The 16451-nt window shown below is 56.1% G+C and carries 23 protein-coding genes; 22 read left to right on the top strand and 1 reads right to left on the bottom strand.

Features of this window, described 5'->3' with window-relative positions; all coding sequences use genetic code 11:
• Window positions 1-2 precede the first annotated feature (2 nt).
• The 20 genes from rpsQ (at window position 3) to bfr (ending at window position 11284) form a co-directional block, all read left to right on the top strand.
• Entirely contained in the window at window positions 3-269 is a 267-nt protein-coding gene (gene rpsQ / locus ACZRKZ_RS26560; RefSeq protein ID WP_003176419.1) for a 30S ribosomal protein S17, read from the top strand.
• 23 nt (window positions 270-292) lie between these two features.
• Window positions 293-661, top strand: coding sequence for a 50S ribosomal protein L14 (rplN, locus tag ACZRKZ_RS26565; RefSeq protein WP_002555479.1), 369 nt, complete (start codon window positions 293-295; stop codon window positions 659-661).
• 11 nt (window positions 662-672) lie between these two features.
• A complete protein-coding gene (gene rplX / locus ACZRKZ_RS26570; RefSeq protein ID WP_029299388.1) occupies window positions 673-987 on the top strand; it encodes a 50S ribosomal protein L24 in 315 nt (104 codons plus the stop codon).
• A gap of 20 nt (window positions 988-1007) precedes the next feature.
• The gene (gene rplE / locus ACZRKZ_RS26575; RefSeq protein ID WP_003186044.1) at window positions 1008-1547 is read left to right on the top strand and encodes a 50S ribosomal protein L5; all 540 of its coding nucleotides are present in this window, start codon (window positions 1008-1010) and stop codon (window positions 1545-1547) included.
• Window positions 1548-1560: 13 nt separating this feature from the next.
• On the top strand, window positions 1561-1866 hold the full coding sequence (rpsN, locus tag ACZRKZ_RS26580; protein ID WP_003176414.1) for a 30S ribosomal protein S14: 306 nt from the start codon (window positions 1561-1563) through the stop codon (window positions 1864-1866).
• Between the two features lie 209 nt (window positions 1867-2075).
• On the top strand, window positions 2076-2468 hold the full coding sequence (rpsH, locus tag ACZRKZ_RS26585; RefSeq protein ID WP_017848802.1) for a 30S ribosomal protein S8: 393 nt from the start codon (window positions 2076-2078) through the stop codon (window positions 2466-2468).
• Window positions 2469-2480: 12 nt separating this feature from the next.
• Window positions 2481-3014 carry a 50S ribosomal protein L6 gene (rplF, locus tag ACZRKZ_RS26590; protein WP_010174584.1) on the top strand — a complete coding sequence of 178 codons (534 nt, stop codon included), beginning with the start codon at window positions 2481-2483 and terminating at the stop codon, window positions 3012-3014.
• Between the two features lie 10 nt (window positions 3015-3024).
• Window positions 3025-3375, top strand: a complete 351-nt coding sequence (gene rplR / locus ACZRKZ_RS26595; protein ID WP_122486025.1) for a 50S ribosomal protein L18 — start codon at window positions 3025-3027, stop codon at window positions 3373-3375.
• Between the two features lie 3 nt (window positions 3376-3378).
• Window positions 3379-3879, top strand: coding sequence for a 30S ribosomal protein S5 (gene rpsE / locus ACZRKZ_RS26600; RefSeq protein ID WP_003186035.1), 501 nt, complete (start codon window positions 3379-3381; stop codon window positions 3877-3879).
• 2 nt (window positions 3880-3881) lie between these two features.
• On the top strand, window positions 3882-4058 hold the full coding sequence (gene rpmD, locus ACZRKZ_RS26605; RefSeq protein WP_003186033.1) for a 50S ribosomal protein L30: 177 nt from the start codon (window positions 3882-3884) through the stop codon (window positions 4056-4058).
• Between the two features lie 3 nt (window positions 4059-4061).
• Window positions 4062-4499 carry a 50S ribosomal protein L15 gene (gene rplO / locus ACZRKZ_RS26610; RefSeq protein WP_003210066.1) on the top strand — a complete coding sequence of 146 codons (438 nt, stop codon included), beginning with the start codon at window positions 4062-4064 and terminating at the stop codon, window positions 4497-4499.
• Entirely contained in the window at window positions 4500-5828 is a 1329-nt protein-coding gene (secY, locus tag ACZRKZ_RS26615; RefSeq protein WP_003210064.1) for a preprotein translocase subunit SecY, read from the top strand.
• A 27-nt stretch (window positions 5829-5855) separates the two neighbouring features.
• Complete coding sequence (rpmJ, locus tag ACZRKZ_RS26620) at window positions 5856-5972, top strand: 50S ribosomal protein L36 (RefSeq protein WP_002555468.1); 117 nt, start codon at window positions 5856-5858, stop codon at window positions 5970-5972.
• Between the two features lie 129 nt (window positions 5973-6101).
• Window positions 6102-6458 (top strand): 30S ribosomal protein S13, encoded by a 357-nt coding sequence (rpsM, locus tag ACZRKZ_RS26625; protein ID WP_003186020.1) that lies wholly within the window; start codon window positions 6102-6104, stop codon window positions 6456-6458.
• A gap of 30 nt (window positions 6459-6488) precedes the next feature.
• Window positions 6489-6878 carry a 30S ribosomal protein S11 gene (gene rpsK / locus ACZRKZ_RS26630; RefSeq protein ID WP_002555466.1) on the top strand — a complete coding sequence of 130 codons (390 nt, stop codon included), beginning with the start codon at window positions 6489-6491 and terminating at the stop codon, window positions 6876-6878.
• Window positions 6879-6896: 18 nt separating this feature from the next.
• The gene (rpsD, locus tag ACZRKZ_RS26635) at window positions 6897-7517 is read left to right on the top strand and encodes a 30S ribosomal protein S4 (protein WP_133103474.1); all 621 of its coding nucleotides are present in this window, start codon (window positions 6897-6899) and stop codon (window positions 7515-7517) included.
• Between the two features lie 22 nt (window positions 7518-7539).
• Entirely contained in the window at window positions 7540-8541 is a 1002-nt protein-coding gene (locus ACZRKZ_RS26640; protein WP_003176403.1) for a DNA-directed RNA polymerase subunit alpha, read from the top strand.
• 41 nt (window positions 8542-8582) lie between these two features.
• Window positions 8583-8969, top strand: coding sequence for a 50S ribosomal protein L17 (gene rplQ / locus ACZRKZ_RS26645; RefSeq protein ID WP_133103473.1), 387 nt, complete (start codon window positions 8583-8585; stop codon window positions 8967-8969).
• Window positions 8970-9215: 246 nt separating this feature from the next.
• The gene (locus ACZRKZ_RS26650) at window positions 9216-10670 is read left to right on the top strand and encodes a catalase (RefSeq protein WP_463983124.1); all 1455 of its coding nucleotides are present in this window, start codon (window positions 9216-9218) and stop codon (window positions 10668-10670) included.
• Window positions 10671-10819: 149 nt separating this feature from the next.
• The gene (gene bfr, locus ACZRKZ_RS26655) at window positions 10820-11284 is read left to right on the top strand and encodes a bacterioferritin (RefSeq protein WP_133103471.1); all 465 of its coding nucleotides are present in this window, start codon (window positions 10820-10822) and stop codon (window positions 11282-11284) included.
• A gap of 65 nt (window positions 11285-11349) precedes the next feature.
• Here bfr and uvrA read toward each other — a convergent pair whose 3' ends face one another.
• On the bottom strand, window positions 11350-14184 hold the full coding sequence (gene uvrA / locus ACZRKZ_RS26660; RefSeq protein ID WP_463967400.1) for an excinuclease ABC subunit UvrA: 2835 nt from the start codon (window positions 14182-14184) through the stop codon (window positions 11350-11352).
• Window positions 14185-14359: 175 nt separating this feature from the next.
• On the opposite strand from uvrA, the gene ACZRKZ_RS26665 reads away from it, so the two are divergent.
• Both ACZRKZ_RS26665 and ACZRKZ_RS26670 read left to right on the top strand, forming a co-directional pair.
• Complete coding sequence (locus tag ACZRKZ_RS26665; protein WP_463983125.1) at window positions 14360-15754, top strand: MFS transporter; 1395 nt, start codon at window positions 14360-14362, stop codon at window positions 15752-15754.
• Between the two features lie 9 nt (window positions 15755-15763).
• Window positions 15764-16288, top strand: coding sequence for a single-stranded DNA-binding protein (locus ACZRKZ_RS26670; RefSeq protein ID WP_133103468.1), 525 nt, complete (start codon window positions 15764-15766; stop codon window positions 16286-16288).
• Window positions 16289-16451: the final 163 nt, after the last annotated feature.

Raw genomic sequence — 16451 nt, forward strand, 5'->3', positions numbered from 1 at the left:
TCATGGCTGAAGCCGAAAAAACTGTCCGTACGCTGACTGGCCGTGTTGTCAGCGACAAGATGGACAAAACCATCACCGTTCTGATCGAGCGCCGCGTTAAGCACCCGATCTACGGTAAATACGTTAAGCGTTCGACTAAGCTGCACGCGCACGACGAAACCAATCAGTGCCACATCGGCGACAAAGTCACTATTCGTGAAACTCGTCCCCTGGCCAAGACTAAGTCTTGGGCACTGGTTGATGTTCTCGAACGCGCTGTGGAAGTCTAAGGACTAGGGGTCGGAGAAATTATATGATTCAGACTCAATCCATGCTCGATGTGGCCGATAACAGCGGCGCTCGCCGCGTTATGTGCATCAAGGTGCTGGGTGGCTCCCATCGTCGTTACGCTGGTATCGGTGACATCATCAAAGTTACCGTGAAGGAAGCAATTCCTCGCGGTAAAGTGAAAAAAGGCCAAGTGATGACTGCTGTTGTAGTCCGCACTCGTCACGGCGTACGCCGTGCAGATGGCTCCATTATCCGCTTTGATGGCAACGCTGCTGTTCTTTTGAACAACAAGCAAGAGCCGATCGGCACCCGTATCTTTGGGCCAGTGACCCGTGAACTTCGTACTGAGAAGTTCATGAAGATCGTCTCGCTCGCCCCAGAAGTGCTGTAAGGAGATCCGACATGCAAAAGATTCGTCGTGACGACGAGATCATCGTGATCGCCGGCAAAGACAAAGGTAAGCGCGGTAAGGTGCTTAAGGTTCTCGCTGATGACCGTCTGGTCATCGGTGGTTTGAACCTGGTTAAGCGTCATACCAAGCCTAACCCCGCGTCGGGCGTACAAGGCGGTATCGTCGAGAAAGAAGCGCCACTGCACGCTTCTAACGTCGCCATTTTCAACGGCGAAACCAACAAGGCTGACCGCGTTGGTTTCAAAGTAGAAGACGGCAAGAAAATTCGTGTCTTCAAGTCGACCCAAAAAGCGGTTGATGCTTGAACACTGCTAGGTAGAAGACCATGGCACGACTAAAAGAGATTTACCGGAAGGAAATCGCACCGAAACTTAAGGAAGAACTTAAGCTTTCGAATGTGATGGAAGTTCCGCGCGTTACCAAAATCACCCTGAACATGGGTCTGGGCGAAGCGATCGGCGACAAAAAAGTCATCGAGCACGCTGTTGCTGACCTGGAAAAGATCACCGGTCAAAAAGTCGTTGTGACTTACGCTCGGAAATCCATCGCTGGCTTTAAAGTCCGTGAAGGTTGGCCGATCGGCGTCAAAGTGACTCTGCGCCGTGAGCGTATGTACGAATTCCTGGATCGTCTGCTGTCGATCTCCCTGCCTCGGGTACGCGACTTCCGCGGCCTGAATGCCAAGTCCTTCGATGGTCGTGGTAACTACAGCATGGGCGTTAAAGAGCAGATCATCTTCCCGGAAATCGACTACGACAAGATCGATGCTCTCCGCGGTCTGGACATTACCCTGACCACCACTGCTCGGACGGATGATGAAGGTCGCGCACTGCTGCGCGCTTTCAAATTCCCGTTCCGCAACTGATTGGAGTAGGACCATGGCCAAGATGAGCATGAAAAACCGCGAGCTGAAACGTCAGCTCACGGTTGCCAAGTACGCCAAGAAGCGTGCAGCACTGAAAGCTATCATCGTTGATCTGAACGCAAGTCCAGAAGCGCGTTGGGAAGCTACAGTAGCCCTGCAGAAGCAGCCACGTGACGCAAGCGCTTCGCGCATGCGTAACCGCTGCCGCCTGACCGGTCGTCCACACGGCGTTTACCGCAAGTTCGGTCTCGGCCGTAACAAACTGCGTGAAGCGGCAATGCGTGGTGACGTACCAGGTCTGGTTAAAGCTAGCTGGTAAGTACTTTCGAAGTCTCGATGGTCAGAATCGCAAGATACTGACCATCGGTGGCCTTGAATCTGAATCAAGCCCCTTTTGGGGCTTGATTCATTTCCGGGGTGTGTCTAAAATACGCGGCTCGCCTGAGCCCGTGTGTTTTATGCTCGGAGATTCTCGGCGACACGTAGTAGCCGCAAGGCTAATTTTTTTGTAATAGGAGCGTCTAGCCCATGAGTATGCAGGACCCGTTAGCGGACATGCTAACTCGAATCCGTAATGCCCAGATGGCTGAAAAGTCCGTCGTAAGCATGCCATCTTCCACGTTGAAGGTTGCTGTTGCCAAAGTCCTGAAAGACGAAGGCTACATTGCGGGTTATCAGATCAGCAGCGAAATCAAGCCACTGCTGTCCATCGAGCTGAAGTACTTCGAAGGCCGTCCGGTCATCGAGGAAGTGAAGCGCGTTAGCCGTCCAGGCCTGCGTCAGTACAAGTCCGTCGAAGATCTGCCGAAAGTTCGTGGCGGTCTCGGTGTGTCTATCGTCTCCACCAATAAAGGTGTGATGACGGATCGTGCTGCGCGCGCTGCCGGTGTCGGCGGCGAAGTTCTTTGCACAGTGTTCTAAGGGGGGATAAGCATGTCACGCGTCGCTAAGAACCCCGTTAAGCTGCCAGCCGGTGTCGAAGTCAAATTCGCAGGTGGCCAGCTTTCGGTGAAGGGTGCCAAGGGCACTCTAGAACTGAACATCCATTCGTCCGTTGAGGTCGTTGAAGAAGCCGGTGAGCTGCGTTTTGCTGCTCGCAATGGCGATCAACAAACTCGCGCAATGGCCGGTACCACTCGTGCGTTGGTAAACAACATGGTCCAAGGCGTAAGCCAAGGCTTCGAGCGTAAGCTCCAGCTGGTCGGTGTTGGTTACAAAGCGCAAGCAAAAGGCACGGTTTTGAACCTGGCCCTTGGCTTCTCGCACCCAGTGGATTACGAACTGCCGGAAGGCATCACCGCTGAGACCCCTAGCCAAACCGATATCCTGATCAAGGGTATCGATAAGCAGCTGGTAGGTCAGGTGGCCGCTGAGATCCGCGACTTCCGTCCACCTGAGCCGTACAAAGGCAAAGGTGTGCGCTACGCGGACGAAGTCGTCCGTCGTAAAGAAGCCAAGAAGAAGTAGGGCATAGCAAATGACCGACAAAAAAGTTACTCGACTGCGTCGCGCTCGCAAAGCACGCCTGAAAATGCACGAACTCGAAGTCGTGCGTCTCTGCGTGTTCCGCTCGTCGCAGCACATTTACGCCCAGGTCATCTCGGCCGACGGCAACCAGGTCCTGGCAAGCGCCTCGACTTTGGATAAAGAACTGCGTGATGGCGCCACTGGCAACATCGACGCGGCCACTAAGGTTGGCCAGCTGGTCGCTACGCGTGCAAAAGCCGCTGGCGTCTCGCAGGTGGCTTTCGACCGCTCTGGCTTCAAGTATCACGGTCGCGTCAAGGCGCTGGCTGATGCTGCTCGTGAAGCTGGGCTGGAGTTCTAAGTTATGTCAAATAACGACCAAAAGCGCGACGAAGGCTACATTGAGAAGCTGGTTCAAGTTAACCGCGTAGCCAAAACCGTTAAAGGCGGCCGTATCTTCACTTTCACCGCGTTGACCGTGGTGGGTGATGGTAAGGGGCGCGTTGGCTTCGGCCGTGGCAAGTCACGTGAAGTGCCTGCTGCGATCCAGAAGGCAATGGAAGCTGCTCGCCGCAACATGATCCAAGTTGATCTGAACGGCACCACGCTGCAGTACGCAATGAAGTCCGCTCATGGCGCTTCGAAGGTGTACATGCAGCCTGCTTCTGAAGGTACTGGTATCATCGCTGGCGGCGCTATGCGTGCTGTCCTCGAAGTTGCCGGCGTTCAGAACGTTCTGGCCAAGTGCTACGGCTCGACTAACCCGGTAAACGTGGTTCACGCTACGTTCAAGGGTTTGAAAGCAATGCAGTCTCCTGAATCTATTGCCGCCAAGCGTGGCAAAAGCGTCAAGGAGATCTTCTGATCATGGCTACCGTTAAAGTAACGCTGATCAAAAGCATGACCGGTCGCATCCCTAACCACAAATTGTGTGTTAAGGGTTTGGGTCTGCGTCGCATCGGTCACACTGTAGAAGTACTTGATACTCCCGAGAATCGCGGGATGATCAACAAGGCTTACTACATGCTGCGTGTCGAGGGTTAATCGATGAAACTCAATGATCTGAGTCCAGCGCCGGGTTCCCGTCGTGAAAAGCATCGTCCGGGCCGTGGTATCGGTAGTGGTTTGGGCAAGACCGGTGGCCGTGGCCACAAAGGTCAGTCCTCCCGCTCCGGTGGCACTATTGCTCCAGGCTTTGAAGGCGGTCAACAGCCGCTGCATCGTCGCCTGCCGAAATTCGGTTTCGTTTCCCTGAAAGCCATGGACCGCGCAGAAGTGCGTCTGTCCGAGCTGGCTAAAGTGGAAGGCGACATCGTTACCGTGCAGACCCTGAAAGATGCCAACGTGATCAACGTCAACGTACAGCGTGTGAAAATCATGCTGTCCGGTGAAGTGACTCGCGCTGTCACTATCGGCAAGGGAATCGGCGCCACCAAAGGTGCGCGTTCGGCTATCGAAGCAGCTGGCGGCAAGTTCGAGGAATAAATGGCTAAGCAAGGTGCTCTCTCAGCGCTCGGCAAAGGCGGTATGTCTGAACTTTGGGCTCGTCTGCGTTTTCTGTTCCTGGCGATTATCGTCTACCGAATAGGCGCACACATCCCGGTTCCAGGTATCAACCCGGACCGACTCGCAGACCTGTTTCGACAGAATGAGGGGACCATTCTTAGCTTGTTCAACATGTTTTCCGGCGGCGCGCTGGAACGGATGAGCATCTTTGCATTGGGGATCATGCCGTACATCTCGGCATCGATCATCATGCAGCTGATGACCGCCGTCAGCCCGCAGCTGGAGCAGTTGAAGAAGGAAGGTGAAGCTGGCCGTCGCAAGATTAGCCAGTACACCCGCTACGGCACTGTCATTCTCGCCTTGGTCCAAGCTATCGGCATGTCCGTTGGCCTGGCTGGGCAGGGTGTTGCGTTCACTGGTGACTTTGGCTTCCATTTCGTTGCGGTATCCACATTTGTGGCTGGTGCGATGTTCATGATGTGGCTGGGTGAGCAGATTACTGAGCGCGGTGTTGGTAACGGTATCTCGATGTTGATTTTCGCAGGTATCGTCGCCGGTCTTCCGAGAGCAATTGGGCAGTCTTTCGAGTCTGCGCGTCAGGGTGATATCAATATCTTTGCCCTGGTTGCCATCGGTTTGCTGGCAGTAGCGATTATCGGTTTTGTGGTGTTCATTGAGCGTGGTCAGCGTCGTATTGCTGTTCATTACGCCAAGCGTCAGCAGGGCCGCAAGGTTTTTGCTGCGCAGACCAGCCACTTGCCGCTGAAAGTGAATATGGCCGGGGTAATTCCTGCTATCTTCGCGAGCAGCATTTTGCTGTTTCCGGCTTCGTTGGGTGCCTGGTTTGGTCAGTCTGAAGGTATGGGCTGGTTGCAGGACATCTCGCAGTCGATCGCTCCTGGTCAGCCGTTGAATATTCTGCTGTTTAGTGCAGGGATTATTTTCTTCTGCTTCTTCTATACGGCGTTGATGTTCAATCCGAAAGACGTAGCGGAAAACCTGAAGAAGTCCGGTGCCTTTATTCCGGGCATCCGTCCAGGTGAGCAGTCTGCGCGCTACATTGATGGCGTTCTGACTCGCTTGACCATGTTCGGTGCTCTATATATGACGGCCGTGTGTCTGCTGCCCCAGTTCCTGGTGGTTGCGGCAAACGTTCCGTTCTACCTTGGGGGGACCTCGTTGCTGATCGTGGTCGTGGTTGTGATGGACTTCATGTCTCAAGTACAATCGCACCTCGTTTCGCACCAGTACGAATCCCTGATGAAGAAAGCCAACCTGAAGGGTTACGGCAGCGGCATGTTGCGCTGAGTACCCATAAGGTTCGAGGAGTTGGTGATGAAAGTTCGTGCATCGGTGAAAAAGCTGTGCCGTAACTGCAAAATTATTCGCCGCGAAGGTGTTGTTCGAGTAATTTGCAGCGCGGAACCGCGTCACAAACAGCGCCAAGGCTGAGTGTGATCCGCTTGAAGCCCGGCAGCTAGTGCGCTGCCGGGTTGATTATTTGTTATTACAGCGATATTATCTCGCGCCCTATTTCTTGGCTTCCGGGGCGTAGGTAGCTGTCAATTGGAGTCCCACTGAATGGCCCGTATTGCAGGCGTTAACATTCCAGATAACAAGCACACTGTTATCTCGCTGACCTACATCTATGGTGTTGGTCGCACTACTGCGCAGAAAATTTGCGCAGTGACTGGGGTAAACCCAGCCGCAAAGATCAAAGATCTGAGCGACGAGCAGATTGAACAGCTGCGTGGCGAAGTGGCGAAGTTCACCACTGAAGGTGACCTGCGTCGCGAAATCAACATGAAAATCAAGCGTTTGATGGACCTCGGTTGCTATCGCGGTCTGCGTCATCGTCGTGGTCTTCCAGTACGCGGTCAGCGTACCAAGACTAACGCGCGTACCCGTAAAGGTCCGCGTAAGCCGATCCGCAAGTAATCGCCCCAGCGAATCGACAGGAAATTAATCATGGCAAAACCTGCTGCTCGTCCTCGTAAAAAAGTTAAAAAGACAGTGGTTGATGGCATCGCCCACATCCATGCTTCTTTTAACAACACCATCGTGACCATTACCGACCGTCAGGGTAACGCGCTTTCTTGGGCTACCTCCGGTGGTTCGGGTTTCCGCGGTTCTCGCAAGTCCACCCCGTTCGCTGCTCAAGTAGCTGCTGAACGTGCTGGTCAAGCTGCGCTGGAATATGGCCTGAAAAACCTCGACGTTAACGTCAAAGGTCCAGGTCCAGGTCGTGAGTCTGCTGTCCGTGCATTGAACGGCTGTGGCTATAAGATCGCCAGCATCACCGACGTGACGCCAATCCCGCACAACGGGTGCCGTCCGCCGAAGAAGCGCCGCGTGTAATCCAGGAGATTGTAAAGAATGGCTCGTTACATTGGTCCAAAATGCAAACTCGCTCGTCGCGAAGGCACCGATCTCTTTCTGAAGAGCGGCGTGCGCGCGATCGAATCGAAGTGCAACATTGAAGCAGCACCTGGTATCCACGGCCAACGCCGCGGTCGCCAGTCCGATTACGGCACCCAACTGCGTGAAAAGCAGAAGGTCCGTCGTATCTACGGCGTTCTCGAGCGTCAATTCAGCGGCTACTACAAAGAAGCTGCTGGCAAGAAAGGTGCAACCGGTGAAAACCTGCTGCAACTGCTCGAATGCCGTCTGGACAACGTTGTATACCGTATGGGCTTTGGTTCGACTCGTGCCGAATCCCGTCAGCTGGTATCGCACAAATCCGTCAGCGTAAACGGCCAAACCGTTAACGTCCCGTCCTACCAGATTCGTGCTGGTGACGTGGTCGCGATTCGCGAGAAAGCAAAAAACCAACTTCGCATTGTCCAAGCTCTCGATCTGTGTGCCCAACGTGGCCGCGTAGAATGGGTAGAAGTAGACACTGAGAAGAAGTCGGGCGTTTTCAAGAACGTTCCTGCTCGCAGTGATCTGTCCGCCGACATCAACGAAAGCCTGATTGTCGAGCTCTACTCCAAGTAAGGGCTAGAAAATAGGTGCATCCATGCAGATTTCGGTAAATGAGTTCCTGACACCCCGTCACATTGATGTGCAGGTTGTCAGTCCAACCCGCGCCAAGATCACTCTCGAGCCTCTCGAGCGTGGTTTTGGCCACACCCTGGGCAACGCGCTGCGCCGCATCCTGTTGTCCTCAATGCCCGGCTGTGCAGTAGTCGAGGCCGAGATTGACGGTGTGCTCCACGAGTACAGCGCCATCGAAGGTGTACAGGAAGACGTAATTGAAATCCTGTTGAACCTTAAAGGTCTGGCTATCAAGCTGCATGGCCGTGACGAAGTTACGCTGACCTTGTCGAAGAAGGGTTCGGGGGTGGTTACCGCTGCCGATATTCAGCTGGATCATGATGTCGAGATCGTTAATCCCGATCACGTAATCGCTAACCTGGCGTCTAACGGCGCCCTGAACATGAAGCTCACTGTAGCTCGTGGTCGTGGTTATGAACCGGCCGACTCGCGTCAGAGCGATGAAGACGAAAGCCGCAGCATTGGTCGCTTGCAGCTTGACTCTTCGTTCAGCCCGGTTCGCCGTATCGCATACGTGGTGGAAAACGCCCGTGTCGAGCAGCGTACTAACCTGGACAAGCTGGTTATTGATCTGGAAACCAACGGTACTCTAGATCCTGAAGAGGCTATCCGCCGTGCTGCAACCATTCTGCAACAGCAGTTGGCTGCGTTCGTCGACCTCAAAGGTGATAGTGAGCCAGTGGTAATCGAGCAAGAAGACGAGATCGATCCGATCCTGCTTCGCCCGGTTGACGATCTGGAACTGACTGTACGTTCGGCTAACTGCCTTAAGGCGGAAAACATTTACTACATCGGCGACCTGATTCAGCGTACCGAAGTAGAACTGTTGAAGACTCCGAACCTGGGCAAGAAATCCTTGACTGAAATCAAGGACGTTCTGGCCTCCCGCGGTCTGTCCCTCGGCATGCGCCTCGACAACTGGCCGCCTGCAAGTCTTAAGAAGGACGACAAGGCGACTGCCTGATCGTCGTAATCACCGAACGTGAGTTTGGTAAGGAATGAACCATGCGTCATCGTAAAAGTGGTCGTCACCTGAGCCGTACCAGCTCGCACCGCAAGGCCATGTTTCAAAACATGGCGGTGTCGCTGTTTGAGCACGAGCTGATCAAAACTACACTGCCGAAAGCTAAAGAACTGCGTCGCGTTGCTGAGCCGCTGATCACTTTGGCCAAGACAGACAGCCTGGCTAACCGCCGTTTGGTTTTCGACCGTACTCGTTCGAAAGTTATCGTTGGTAAGCTCTTCAACGACCTGGGCAAGCGTTACGCTACCCGTGAGGGTGGCTACCTGCGCATCCTCAAGTGCGGTTTCCGCTCTGGTGACAACGCGCCTATGGCGTACGTTGAGCTGATCGATCGTCCAGTTGGCGGTGAAGCTGTATCCGCTGAGTAAGACGTCAGTCTGTAACGAAGAACCGGGCCTAGCGCCCGGTTTTTTGTGCCTGGAAAAAAGGCGTCTATATTTTTGAGTCACTGCCACCTCCACAATCAAGGCAATAGCTATGTGCTCCGATGGATCGTTAGTTATTCTCTATCAAAGACCATGATTTATTGAATTTGATGGTGTCATTCTGATGGTCAATACTCCCTCCCAGCCGATTAGCCGGCAGTTCCAAGACTGACCTGAGGAAGATTGAGCATGAGCCAGACTAAAGTCCTTACCACCGCCAGCGGCGCGCCCGTTGCGGACAATCAGAATTCCCGTTCCGCAGGCCCCCGTGGCCCGCTGCTGCTCGACGACTTTCACCTGATCGAGAAGCTTGCGCACTTCAACCGTGAAAACATCCCGGAGCGTCGCGTACACGCCAAAGGATCGGGTGCCTACGGTACCTTCACCGTCACTCAAGACATTACGCAGTACTCCAGCGCCAAGCTGTTCGAGTCTGTGGGTAAACAAACGCCGACCTTTTTGCGCTTCTCCACCGTTGGCGGCGAACGCGGTTCGGCTGACACCGAGCGCGACCCGCGTGGTTTCGCCTTGAAGTTCTACACCGAAGAAGGCAACTGGGACATCGTCGGCAACAACACCCCGGTGTTCTTCATCCGTGATCCGTTGAAATTCCCTGACTTTATCCACACTCAAAAACGTTTGCCGCAAAGCAATTTGAAGAGTGGGCAGATGATGTGGGACTTCTGGTCCCACTCCCCTGAGGCGCTGCACCAGGTCACTATCCTGTTTTCGGACCGAGGCATCCCGGACGGCTACCGTCACATGCACGGCTTCGGCAGCCACACCTATAGCCTCATCAGCGCCACGGGTGAACGGCACTGGGTGAAGTGGCACTACAAGACCAAACAGGGCATCAAAAACCTCGCGCCTGCTGACGCAGCACGGCTGGCCGGTACCGATCCTGATTACGCCCAGCGCGACCTGTTCGGAGCTATTGAGCGCGGTGATTTCCCGAAATGGCGCGTCTGCATCCAGATCATGACCGAAGCTCAGGCGAATACTCACTATGAGAACCCCTTTGACGTGACCAAGACCTGGTCGCAAAAAGAGTTCCCTCTGATCGAAGTGGGTGAGCTGGAGCTGAATCGTAACCCGCAGAACTACTTTGCTGAAGTAGAGCAGGCCGCGTTTGGTCCAAGCAATATGGTCCCAGGTGTAGGCCTGTCGCCAGACCGTATGCTGCAAGGCCGTGTGTTCGCTTACGCCGATGCTCACCGCTACCGTATCGGCACCAATCACCAGCACCTGCCGGTGAATGCGCCACGCAGTCCGGTCAACAGCTACCAGCGAGACGGTTCAATGGCGTTCGGTAGCAACGGCGGCGCGGCTCCCAACTACGAGCCAAACAGCTACGCCGACGCGCCGAAGCAAGCTGCGCAGTTCGCCGAGCCTGCCCTGGCCCTGAGCGGTGCGGCTGACCGTTACGATCACCGTGAAGACACTGACTACTATAGCCACGCTGGTGCGCTGTTCCGCCTGATGAACGATGAGCAGAAAGCCCTGCTGATCAACAACATCGCCGGGGCAATGGCCGGAGTTTCCAGCGATGTAGTCCAGCGCCAATTGCAGCATTTCTTCAGGGCCGACTCTGCTTATGGAGAAGGTGTCGCATCTGCACTGGGTGTATCGCTTAACCAACTCTAAGTGATAAGCAGAACCGCCCTCATTTGGGCGGTTTTTGCGTTATTTCAGCTGATTTTCTCTGAATATCATCGCTTTTCTGCCGTTGGTCCCGTGACCTGCAGGTCATCATGGTTCAAACTACAGCCTTTCAAGAAGGGAGATGTAGGGCGATGCAAGGTCACCCCGACGTAATCGATTACCTCAACACGTTGCTGACGGGCGAACTGGCAGCTCGTGACCAATATTTCGTTCACTCGCGGATGTACGAAGACTGGGGCTTTACTGAGCTCTACGAACGTATCAACCACGAAATGGAAGAAGAGGCACAGCACGCTGACGCGCTGATGCGCCGCATCCTGATGCTCGAAGGTACGCCACGTATGCGTCCCGACGATCTGGATACCGGCACCACGGTGCCTGACATGCTCGCCAGCGACTTGCGCCTTGAGTACAAGGTCCGTGCTGCACTGTGCAAGGGCATTGAGCTCTGCGAGCAGCACAACGACTATGTCACCCGGGAAATCCTGCGGGTGCAGTTGAATGACACTGAAGAAGATCACACTTACTGGCTGGAGAAGCAGTTGGGTCTGATCAAGTTGATCGGTCTGGAAAACTACCTGCAATCGCAGTTCTGATTCCGCCGGCATCAAAAAAGCCCCTGTCACCTCAACGGTGACAGGGGCTTTTTCATAAGCCTGGATCAGGCCTTGTCGCGAGCCAACAATGCCTTGAGATAGAAGCCAGTGTGAGACTGCTTCATCTCCGACACTTCTTCCGGTGTACCGACGGCAATGATCTGCCCACCTTTGGAGCCGCCCTCAGGGCCGAGATCCACCAGCCAGTCGGCAGTCTTGATCACGTCCAGGTTGTGTTCAATCACTACCACTGTATTGCCGTGGTCGCGCAAGCGATGCAGCACGTCCAGCAACTGCTGGATATCAGCGAAGTGCAGACCGGTGGTCGGCTCATCAAGGATATACAGGGTCTTGCCGGTATCGCGTTTGGACAGCTCACGGGACAGTTTCACCCGCTGTGCCTCGCCACCGGACAAGGTAGTCGCCGATTGCCCCAGCTTGATGTACGACAGGCCGACATCCATCAGCGTCTGCAGCTTGCGCGCTAGTGCCGGGACCGCATCAAAGAACACTCGCGCTTCTTCAATAGTCATTTCCAGCGTTTCGTGGATGTTCTTGCCCTTGTACTTGATCTCCAGGGTTTCACGGTTGTAGCGCTTGCTCTTGCATACATCGCACGGCACGTAGATGTCCGGCAGAAAGTGCATCTCTACCTTGATCAGGCCATCGCCCTGGCAAGCCTCACAGCGTCCGCCCTTGACGTTGAAGGAAAACCGCCCCGGGCCGTAACCACGGGAGCGGGACTCCGGTACGCCAGCGAACAACTCGCGAATCGGCGTGAACAGTCCGGTGTAGGTCGCCGGGTTGGAGCGCGGTGTACGTCCAATCGGGCTCTGGTCGATATCGACCACCTTGTCCAGATGCTCCAGGCCCTTGATGCTGTCGTGAGCCGCGGCCTCCAGGGTGGTCGCGCCGTTCAGTGCGGTAGCGCTCAAGGGGTACAGCGTATTGTTGATCAGAGTCGATTTGCCTGATCCGGACACGCCGGTCACGCACGTCAGCAGGCCCAGCGGAATCTCCAGGTCGACATTGCGCAGATTGTTGCCACGCGCACCCTTGAGGTGCAGCGCCATCTTCTTGTTACGTGGGGTGCGTTCGGCTGGCACGGCAATCTTCACCCGGCCTGACAGGTACTTGCCGGTCAACGAGTCAGGATGAGCCATGACTTGCGCTGGCGTGCCCTCGGCAACAATATGCCCACCATGCACGCCCGCGCCGGGGCCGATGTCGACGACATAGTCGGCCAGACGAATGGCATCCTCGTCATGTTCGACCACGATCACGGTGTTACCGATGTCCCGCAGGTGCTTCAGCGTACCGAGCAAACGGTCGTTGTCGCGCTGATGCAAGCCGATGGACGGCTCATCGAGGATGTACAGCACTCCTACCAGGCCGGCGCCAATCTGACTCGCCAAGCGAATCCGCTGCGCTTCACCACCGGAAAGGGTGTCGGCGCTGCGGTCCAGTGACAGATAATCCAGGCCAACGTTGACCAGGAACTGCAGGCGCTCACGAATTTCCTTGAGGATCTTGTCGGCAATTTCCCCACGACGACCGGTCAATTTCAGCGTGCCAAAGTATTCGCAGGCATCGCCAATCGGCAGGTTGGTCACTGCCGGCAACGTCTTCTCGCCAACCCACACATGCCGCGCCTCGCGACGCAGGCGGGTGCCCCGGCAATCCGGGCACGATTGGGTGCTGAGGAACTTGGCCAGTTCCTCGCGCACACTGGCCGACTCGGTCTCGCGGTAGCGCCGTTCCAGGTTTGGCACGATCCCTTCGAACGGATGGGAGCGTTTGACGATGTCGCCCCGGTCGTTCAGGTACTTGAAGTCGACGTTCTGCGAACCGCTGCCATGCAGGATGACTTTCTGCTGCTCGGCCGGCAGTTCGTTGAACGGCACTTCCAGGCTGAACTTATAGTGCGAGGCCAATGAGCCGAGCATCTGGAAGTAATAGACGTTACGCCTGTCCCAGCCGCGTATCGCACCCTCCGCCAACGTCAGGTCACCGTTGACCAGACGCTTGATGTCGAAGAATTGCTTAATCCCTAGGCCATCACAGGTTGGGCAAGCGCCGGCCGGATTGTTGAAGGAAAACAGCTTGGGTTCCAGCTCGCTGATGGCATGGCCGCAGATCGGGCAGGCAAAGCGCGCGGAGAAGATGATTTCTTCGCCGGGCTCGTCGTCCATCGGCGCCACCAGGGCGATACCGTCCGCCAGTTTCAACGCGGTCTCGAACGACTCAGCCAGGCGCTGTTGCAGATCGGCACGCACCTTGAAGCGGTCGACGACCACATCAATGGAGTGTTTCTTCTGTTTATCCAGCTTGGGCAGCTCGTCCAACTCACAGAGCTTGCCGTTGACCCGCGCCCGAACGAAACCCTGGGCGCGCAACTCTTCGAACACTGAAAGGTGTTCACCCTTGCGCTCGCGAATCACCGGTGCCAGCAGCATCAGCTTGGCGCCTTCGGGCTGGGCCAGTACCAGGTCGACCATTTGGCTGACGGTCTGGGCTTCCAGCGGGATGTCGTGATCCGGGCAGCGCGGAATACCGACGCGGGCATACAGCAGGCGCAGGTAATCGTAGATTTCGGTAATGGTGCCCACGGTGGAGCGCGGGTTATGGGACGTCGACTTCTGTTCGATGGAGATCGCCGGCGACAGGCCTTCGATGGTGTCGACGTCTGGTTTTTCCATCATCGACAAAAACTGCCGGGCATAGGCCGACAGCGATTCCACATAGCGACGCTGGCCTTCGGCATACAGCGTGTCGAACGCCAGGGACGACTTGCCGGACCCGGACAGGCCGGTGATAACGATCAGTTTGTCCCGTGGCAGGGTCAGGTCGATGTTCTTCAAGTTGTGGGTTCGAGCCCCACGAATCACGATCTTGTCCAAAGTGGCCTCGCACGGCGGGCGTAAACGCAGGAGTATACGGTTAAATACTGGATGAATACACACTATCAAGTCACCCGGCGCAGCCTTACATGAAAGCTGCGCGGCAAAGCGCCGCATATACCCTCTCAAACGATGGGACTGATAGAATCGCCGCCGGTTCACACGAGGTTTTTCCATGCACGATCCCCACAGCGAACGCATGAGTGGCAGCGAGACCCGCGCGGCAAGCGGTCTGGCCCTGGTGTTCGCCTTCCGTATGCTTGGCATGTTTATGGTGTTGCCGGTCCTGGCGACCTATGGAATGGACCTCGCAGGCGCGACCCCGGCCCTCATCGGCCTGGCAATTGGGGCCTATGGCCTGACCCAGGCGATTTTTCAGATTCCGTTTGGGTTCATTTCCGACCGCATCGGCCGCCGGCCGGTGATTTACCTCGGGCTGATCGTTTTCGCCCTCGGCAGCGTGCTGGCGGCCAATGCCGATTCGATCTGGGGCGTGATCGCCGGACGCGTCCTGCAAGGTGCCGGGGCGATTTCTGCTGCCGTCATGGCGCTACTCTCTGACCTGACCCGCGAGCAGCACCGTACCAAAGCCATGGCCATGATCGGCATGACCATCGGGCTGTCGTTCGCCGTGGCCATGGTGGTCGGCCCGTTGCTGACCCGTGCCTTCGGCTTGTCGGGGTTGTTCCTGGCCACGGGCGGTATGGCCCTGGTGGGCATCCTGATCGTTGCCTTCATGGTTCCGCGCTCCGCTGGCCCGTTGCAGCATCGCGAGTCAGGCGTCGCCCGCGAGGCGCTGTTGCCCACACTCAAGCACCCGGACCTGCTGCGCCTGGATTTAGGTATCTTCGTATTACACGCAATGCTGATGTGCAGCTTCGTCGCCTTGCCCCTGGCCCTGGTAGAAAAAGCCGGGCTGCCCAAGGAGCAGCACTGGTGGGTTTACCTCACCGCGCTGCTGATTTCATTCTTCGCCATGATCCCGTTCATCATCTATGGCGAGAAGAAACGCAAAATGAAACGAGTTCTACTGGGCTCCGTCGCGACATTGATGCTCACTGAGCTATTCTTCTGGCAGTTCGGCGACAACCTACGGGCGTTGGTGATTGGCACGGTGGTGTTCTTTACCGCGTTCAACCTGCTGGAGGCTTCATTGCCTTCGCTGATCAGTAAAGTTTCACCGGCCGGCGGCAAGGGCACGGCAATGGGGGTGTATTCCACCAGTCAGTTCCTCGGTTCGGCACTCGGCGGGATCATGGGTGGCTGGATGTACCAGCATGGCGGTTTGTCGGTTGTGTTCCTTGGATGCGCCGGGCTGGCTGCACTTTGGCTGGTCTTTGCTGTTACCATGCGCGAACCTCCATACGTCACAAGCCTGCGCCTGCCGTTATCGCCCGAAGCGATTCGTGAAGCCGGTCTGGTAGAGCGCCTGAAGGCCGTCGTCGGAGTAACGGATGCAGTCGTGGTGGCTGAAGAAGCCGCCATTTACATCAAATTGGACACCGAATTATTGGATCGCGCGACGCTTGAGCAACTGGTCAATCCAGTGCCAACAGCGCGCCCAGCTTAGGAGAACGTTATGGCCCGTGGGGTTAACAAAGTCATATTGGTCGGTACATGCGGCCAGGATCCCGAAGTTCGCTACTTGCCTAACGGTAACGCCGTGACCAACCTGAGTCTGGCGACCAGCGAACAGTGGACCGACAAGCAAACCGGCCAGAAGGTCGAGAAAACCGAATGGCACCGTGTGTCGATGTTCGGCAAGGTCGCAGAGATCGCCGGTGAATACCTGCGCAAAGGTTCGCAGGTCTACATCGAAGGCAAGCTGCAGACCCGCGAGTGGGAAAAAGACGGTATCAAGCGTTACACCACTGAAATCGTGGTCGACATGCAAGGCACCATGCAACTGCTGGGCGGCCGTCCACAGGGCGACCAACAGGGCCAGGGCGGCATGTCCAACTCGGCGCCACGTCCACAGCAGTCCCGTCCGCAGCCAAGCCAGCAGCCTCAGCAGCCACAGCGTGAGTCGCGTCCAGCGCCACAGCAGGCCGCCCCGCAACCGGCAGCTGACTTCGACAGCTTTGATGACGATATTCCGTTCTAGGGTCTCTTGAGACCTGGATTATCGAGCAACACCCAAAACCCCCGCAGCCATCGGCTTCGGGGGTTTTTTATGTGCGCCCAGCATGGGCGCAATCTTGCGGGTGCAAGTCCCGCCGTAAGCTGACCACAGCGAACGAAGTGAAGCGCAACTGCATGAGGGCGAC

The sequence above is a fragment of the Pseudomonas sp. c313 genome, from assembly GCF_055407145.1.

Bases quoted from the DNA above. Each gene is read 5' to 3' on its own strand.
- rpsQ (WP_003176419.1), top strand. From the start codon at position 3: ATGGCTGAAGCCGAAAAAACTGTCCGTACGCTGACTGGCCGTGTTGTC.
- rplN (WP_002555479.1), top strand. From the start codon at position 293: ATGATTCAGACTCAATCCATGCTCGATGTGGCCGATAACAGCGGCGCT.
- rplX (WP_029299388.1), top strand. From the start codon at position 673: ATGCAAAAGATTCGTCGTGACGACGAGATCATCGTGATCGCCGGCAAA.
- rplE (WP_003186044.1), top strand. From the start codon at position 1,008: ATGGCACGACTAAAAGAGATTTACCGGAAGGAAATCGCACCGAAACTT.
- rpsN (WP_003176414.1), top strand. From the start codon at position 1,561: ATGGCCAAGATGAGCATGAAAAACCGCGAGCTGAAACGTCAGCTCACG.
- rpsH (WP_017848802.1), top strand. From the start codon at position 2,076: ATGAGTATGCAGGACCCGTTAGCGGACATGCTAACTCGAATCCGTAAT.
- rplF (WP_010174584.1), top strand. From the start codon at position 2,481: ATGTCACGCGTCGCTAAGAACCCCGTTAAGCTGCCAGCCGGTGTCGAA.
- rplR (WP_122486025.1), top strand. From the start codon at position 3,025: ATGACCGACAAAAAAGTTACTCGACTGCGTCGCGCTCGCAAAGCACGC.
- rpsE (WP_003186035.1), top strand. From the start codon at position 3,379: ATGTCAAATAACGACCAAAAGCGCGACGAAGGCTACATTGAGAAGCTG.
- rpmD (WP_003186033.1), top strand. From the start codon at position 3,882: ATGGCTACCGTTAAAGTAACGCTGATCAAAAGCATGACCGGTCGCATC.
- rplO (WP_003210066.1), top strand. From the start codon at position 4,062: ATGAAACTCAATGATCTGAGTCCAGCGCCGGGTTCCCGTCGTGAAAAG.
- secY (WP_003210064.1), top strand. From the start codon at position 4,500: ATGGCTAAGCAAGGTGCTCTCTCAGCGCTCGGCAAAGGCGGTATGTCT.
- rpmJ (WP_002555468.1), top strand. From the start codon at position 5,856: ATGAAAGTTCGTGCATCGGTGAAAAAGCTGTGCCGTAACTGCAAAATT.
- rpsM (WP_003186020.1), top strand. From the start codon at position 6,102: ATGGCCCGTATTGCAGGCGTTAACATTCCAGATAACAAGCACACTGTT.
- rpsK (WP_002555466.1), top strand. From the start codon at position 6,489: ATGGCAAAACCTGCTGCTCGTCCTCGTAAAAAAGTTAAAAAGACAGTG.
- rpsD (WP_133103474.1), top strand. From the start codon at position 6,897: ATGGCTCGTTACATTGGTCCAAAATGCAAACTCGCTCGTCGCGAAGGC.
- ACZRKZ_RS26640 (WP_003176403.1), top strand. From the start codon at position 7,540: ATGCAGATTTCGGTAAATGAGTTCCTGACACCCCGTCACATTGATGTG.
- rplQ (WP_133103473.1), top strand. From the start codon at position 8,583: ATGCGTCATCGTAAAAGTGGTCGTCACCTGAGCCGTACCAGCTCGCAC.
- ACZRKZ_RS26650 (WP_463983124.1), top strand. From the start codon at position 9,216: ATGAGCCAGACTAAAGTCCTTACCACCGCCAGCGGCGCGCCCGTTGCG.
- bfr (WP_133103471.1), top strand. From the start codon at position 10,820: ATGCAAGGTCACCCCGACGTAATCGATTACCTCAACACGTTGCTGACG.
- ACZRKZ_RS26665 (WP_463983125.1), top strand. From the start codon at position 14,360: ATGCACGATCCCCACAGCGAACGCATGAGTGGCAGCGAGACCCGCGCG.
- ACZRKZ_RS26670 (WP_133103468.1), top strand. From the start codon at position 15,764: ATGGCCCGTGGGGTTAACAAAGTCATATTGGTCGGTACATGCGGCCAG.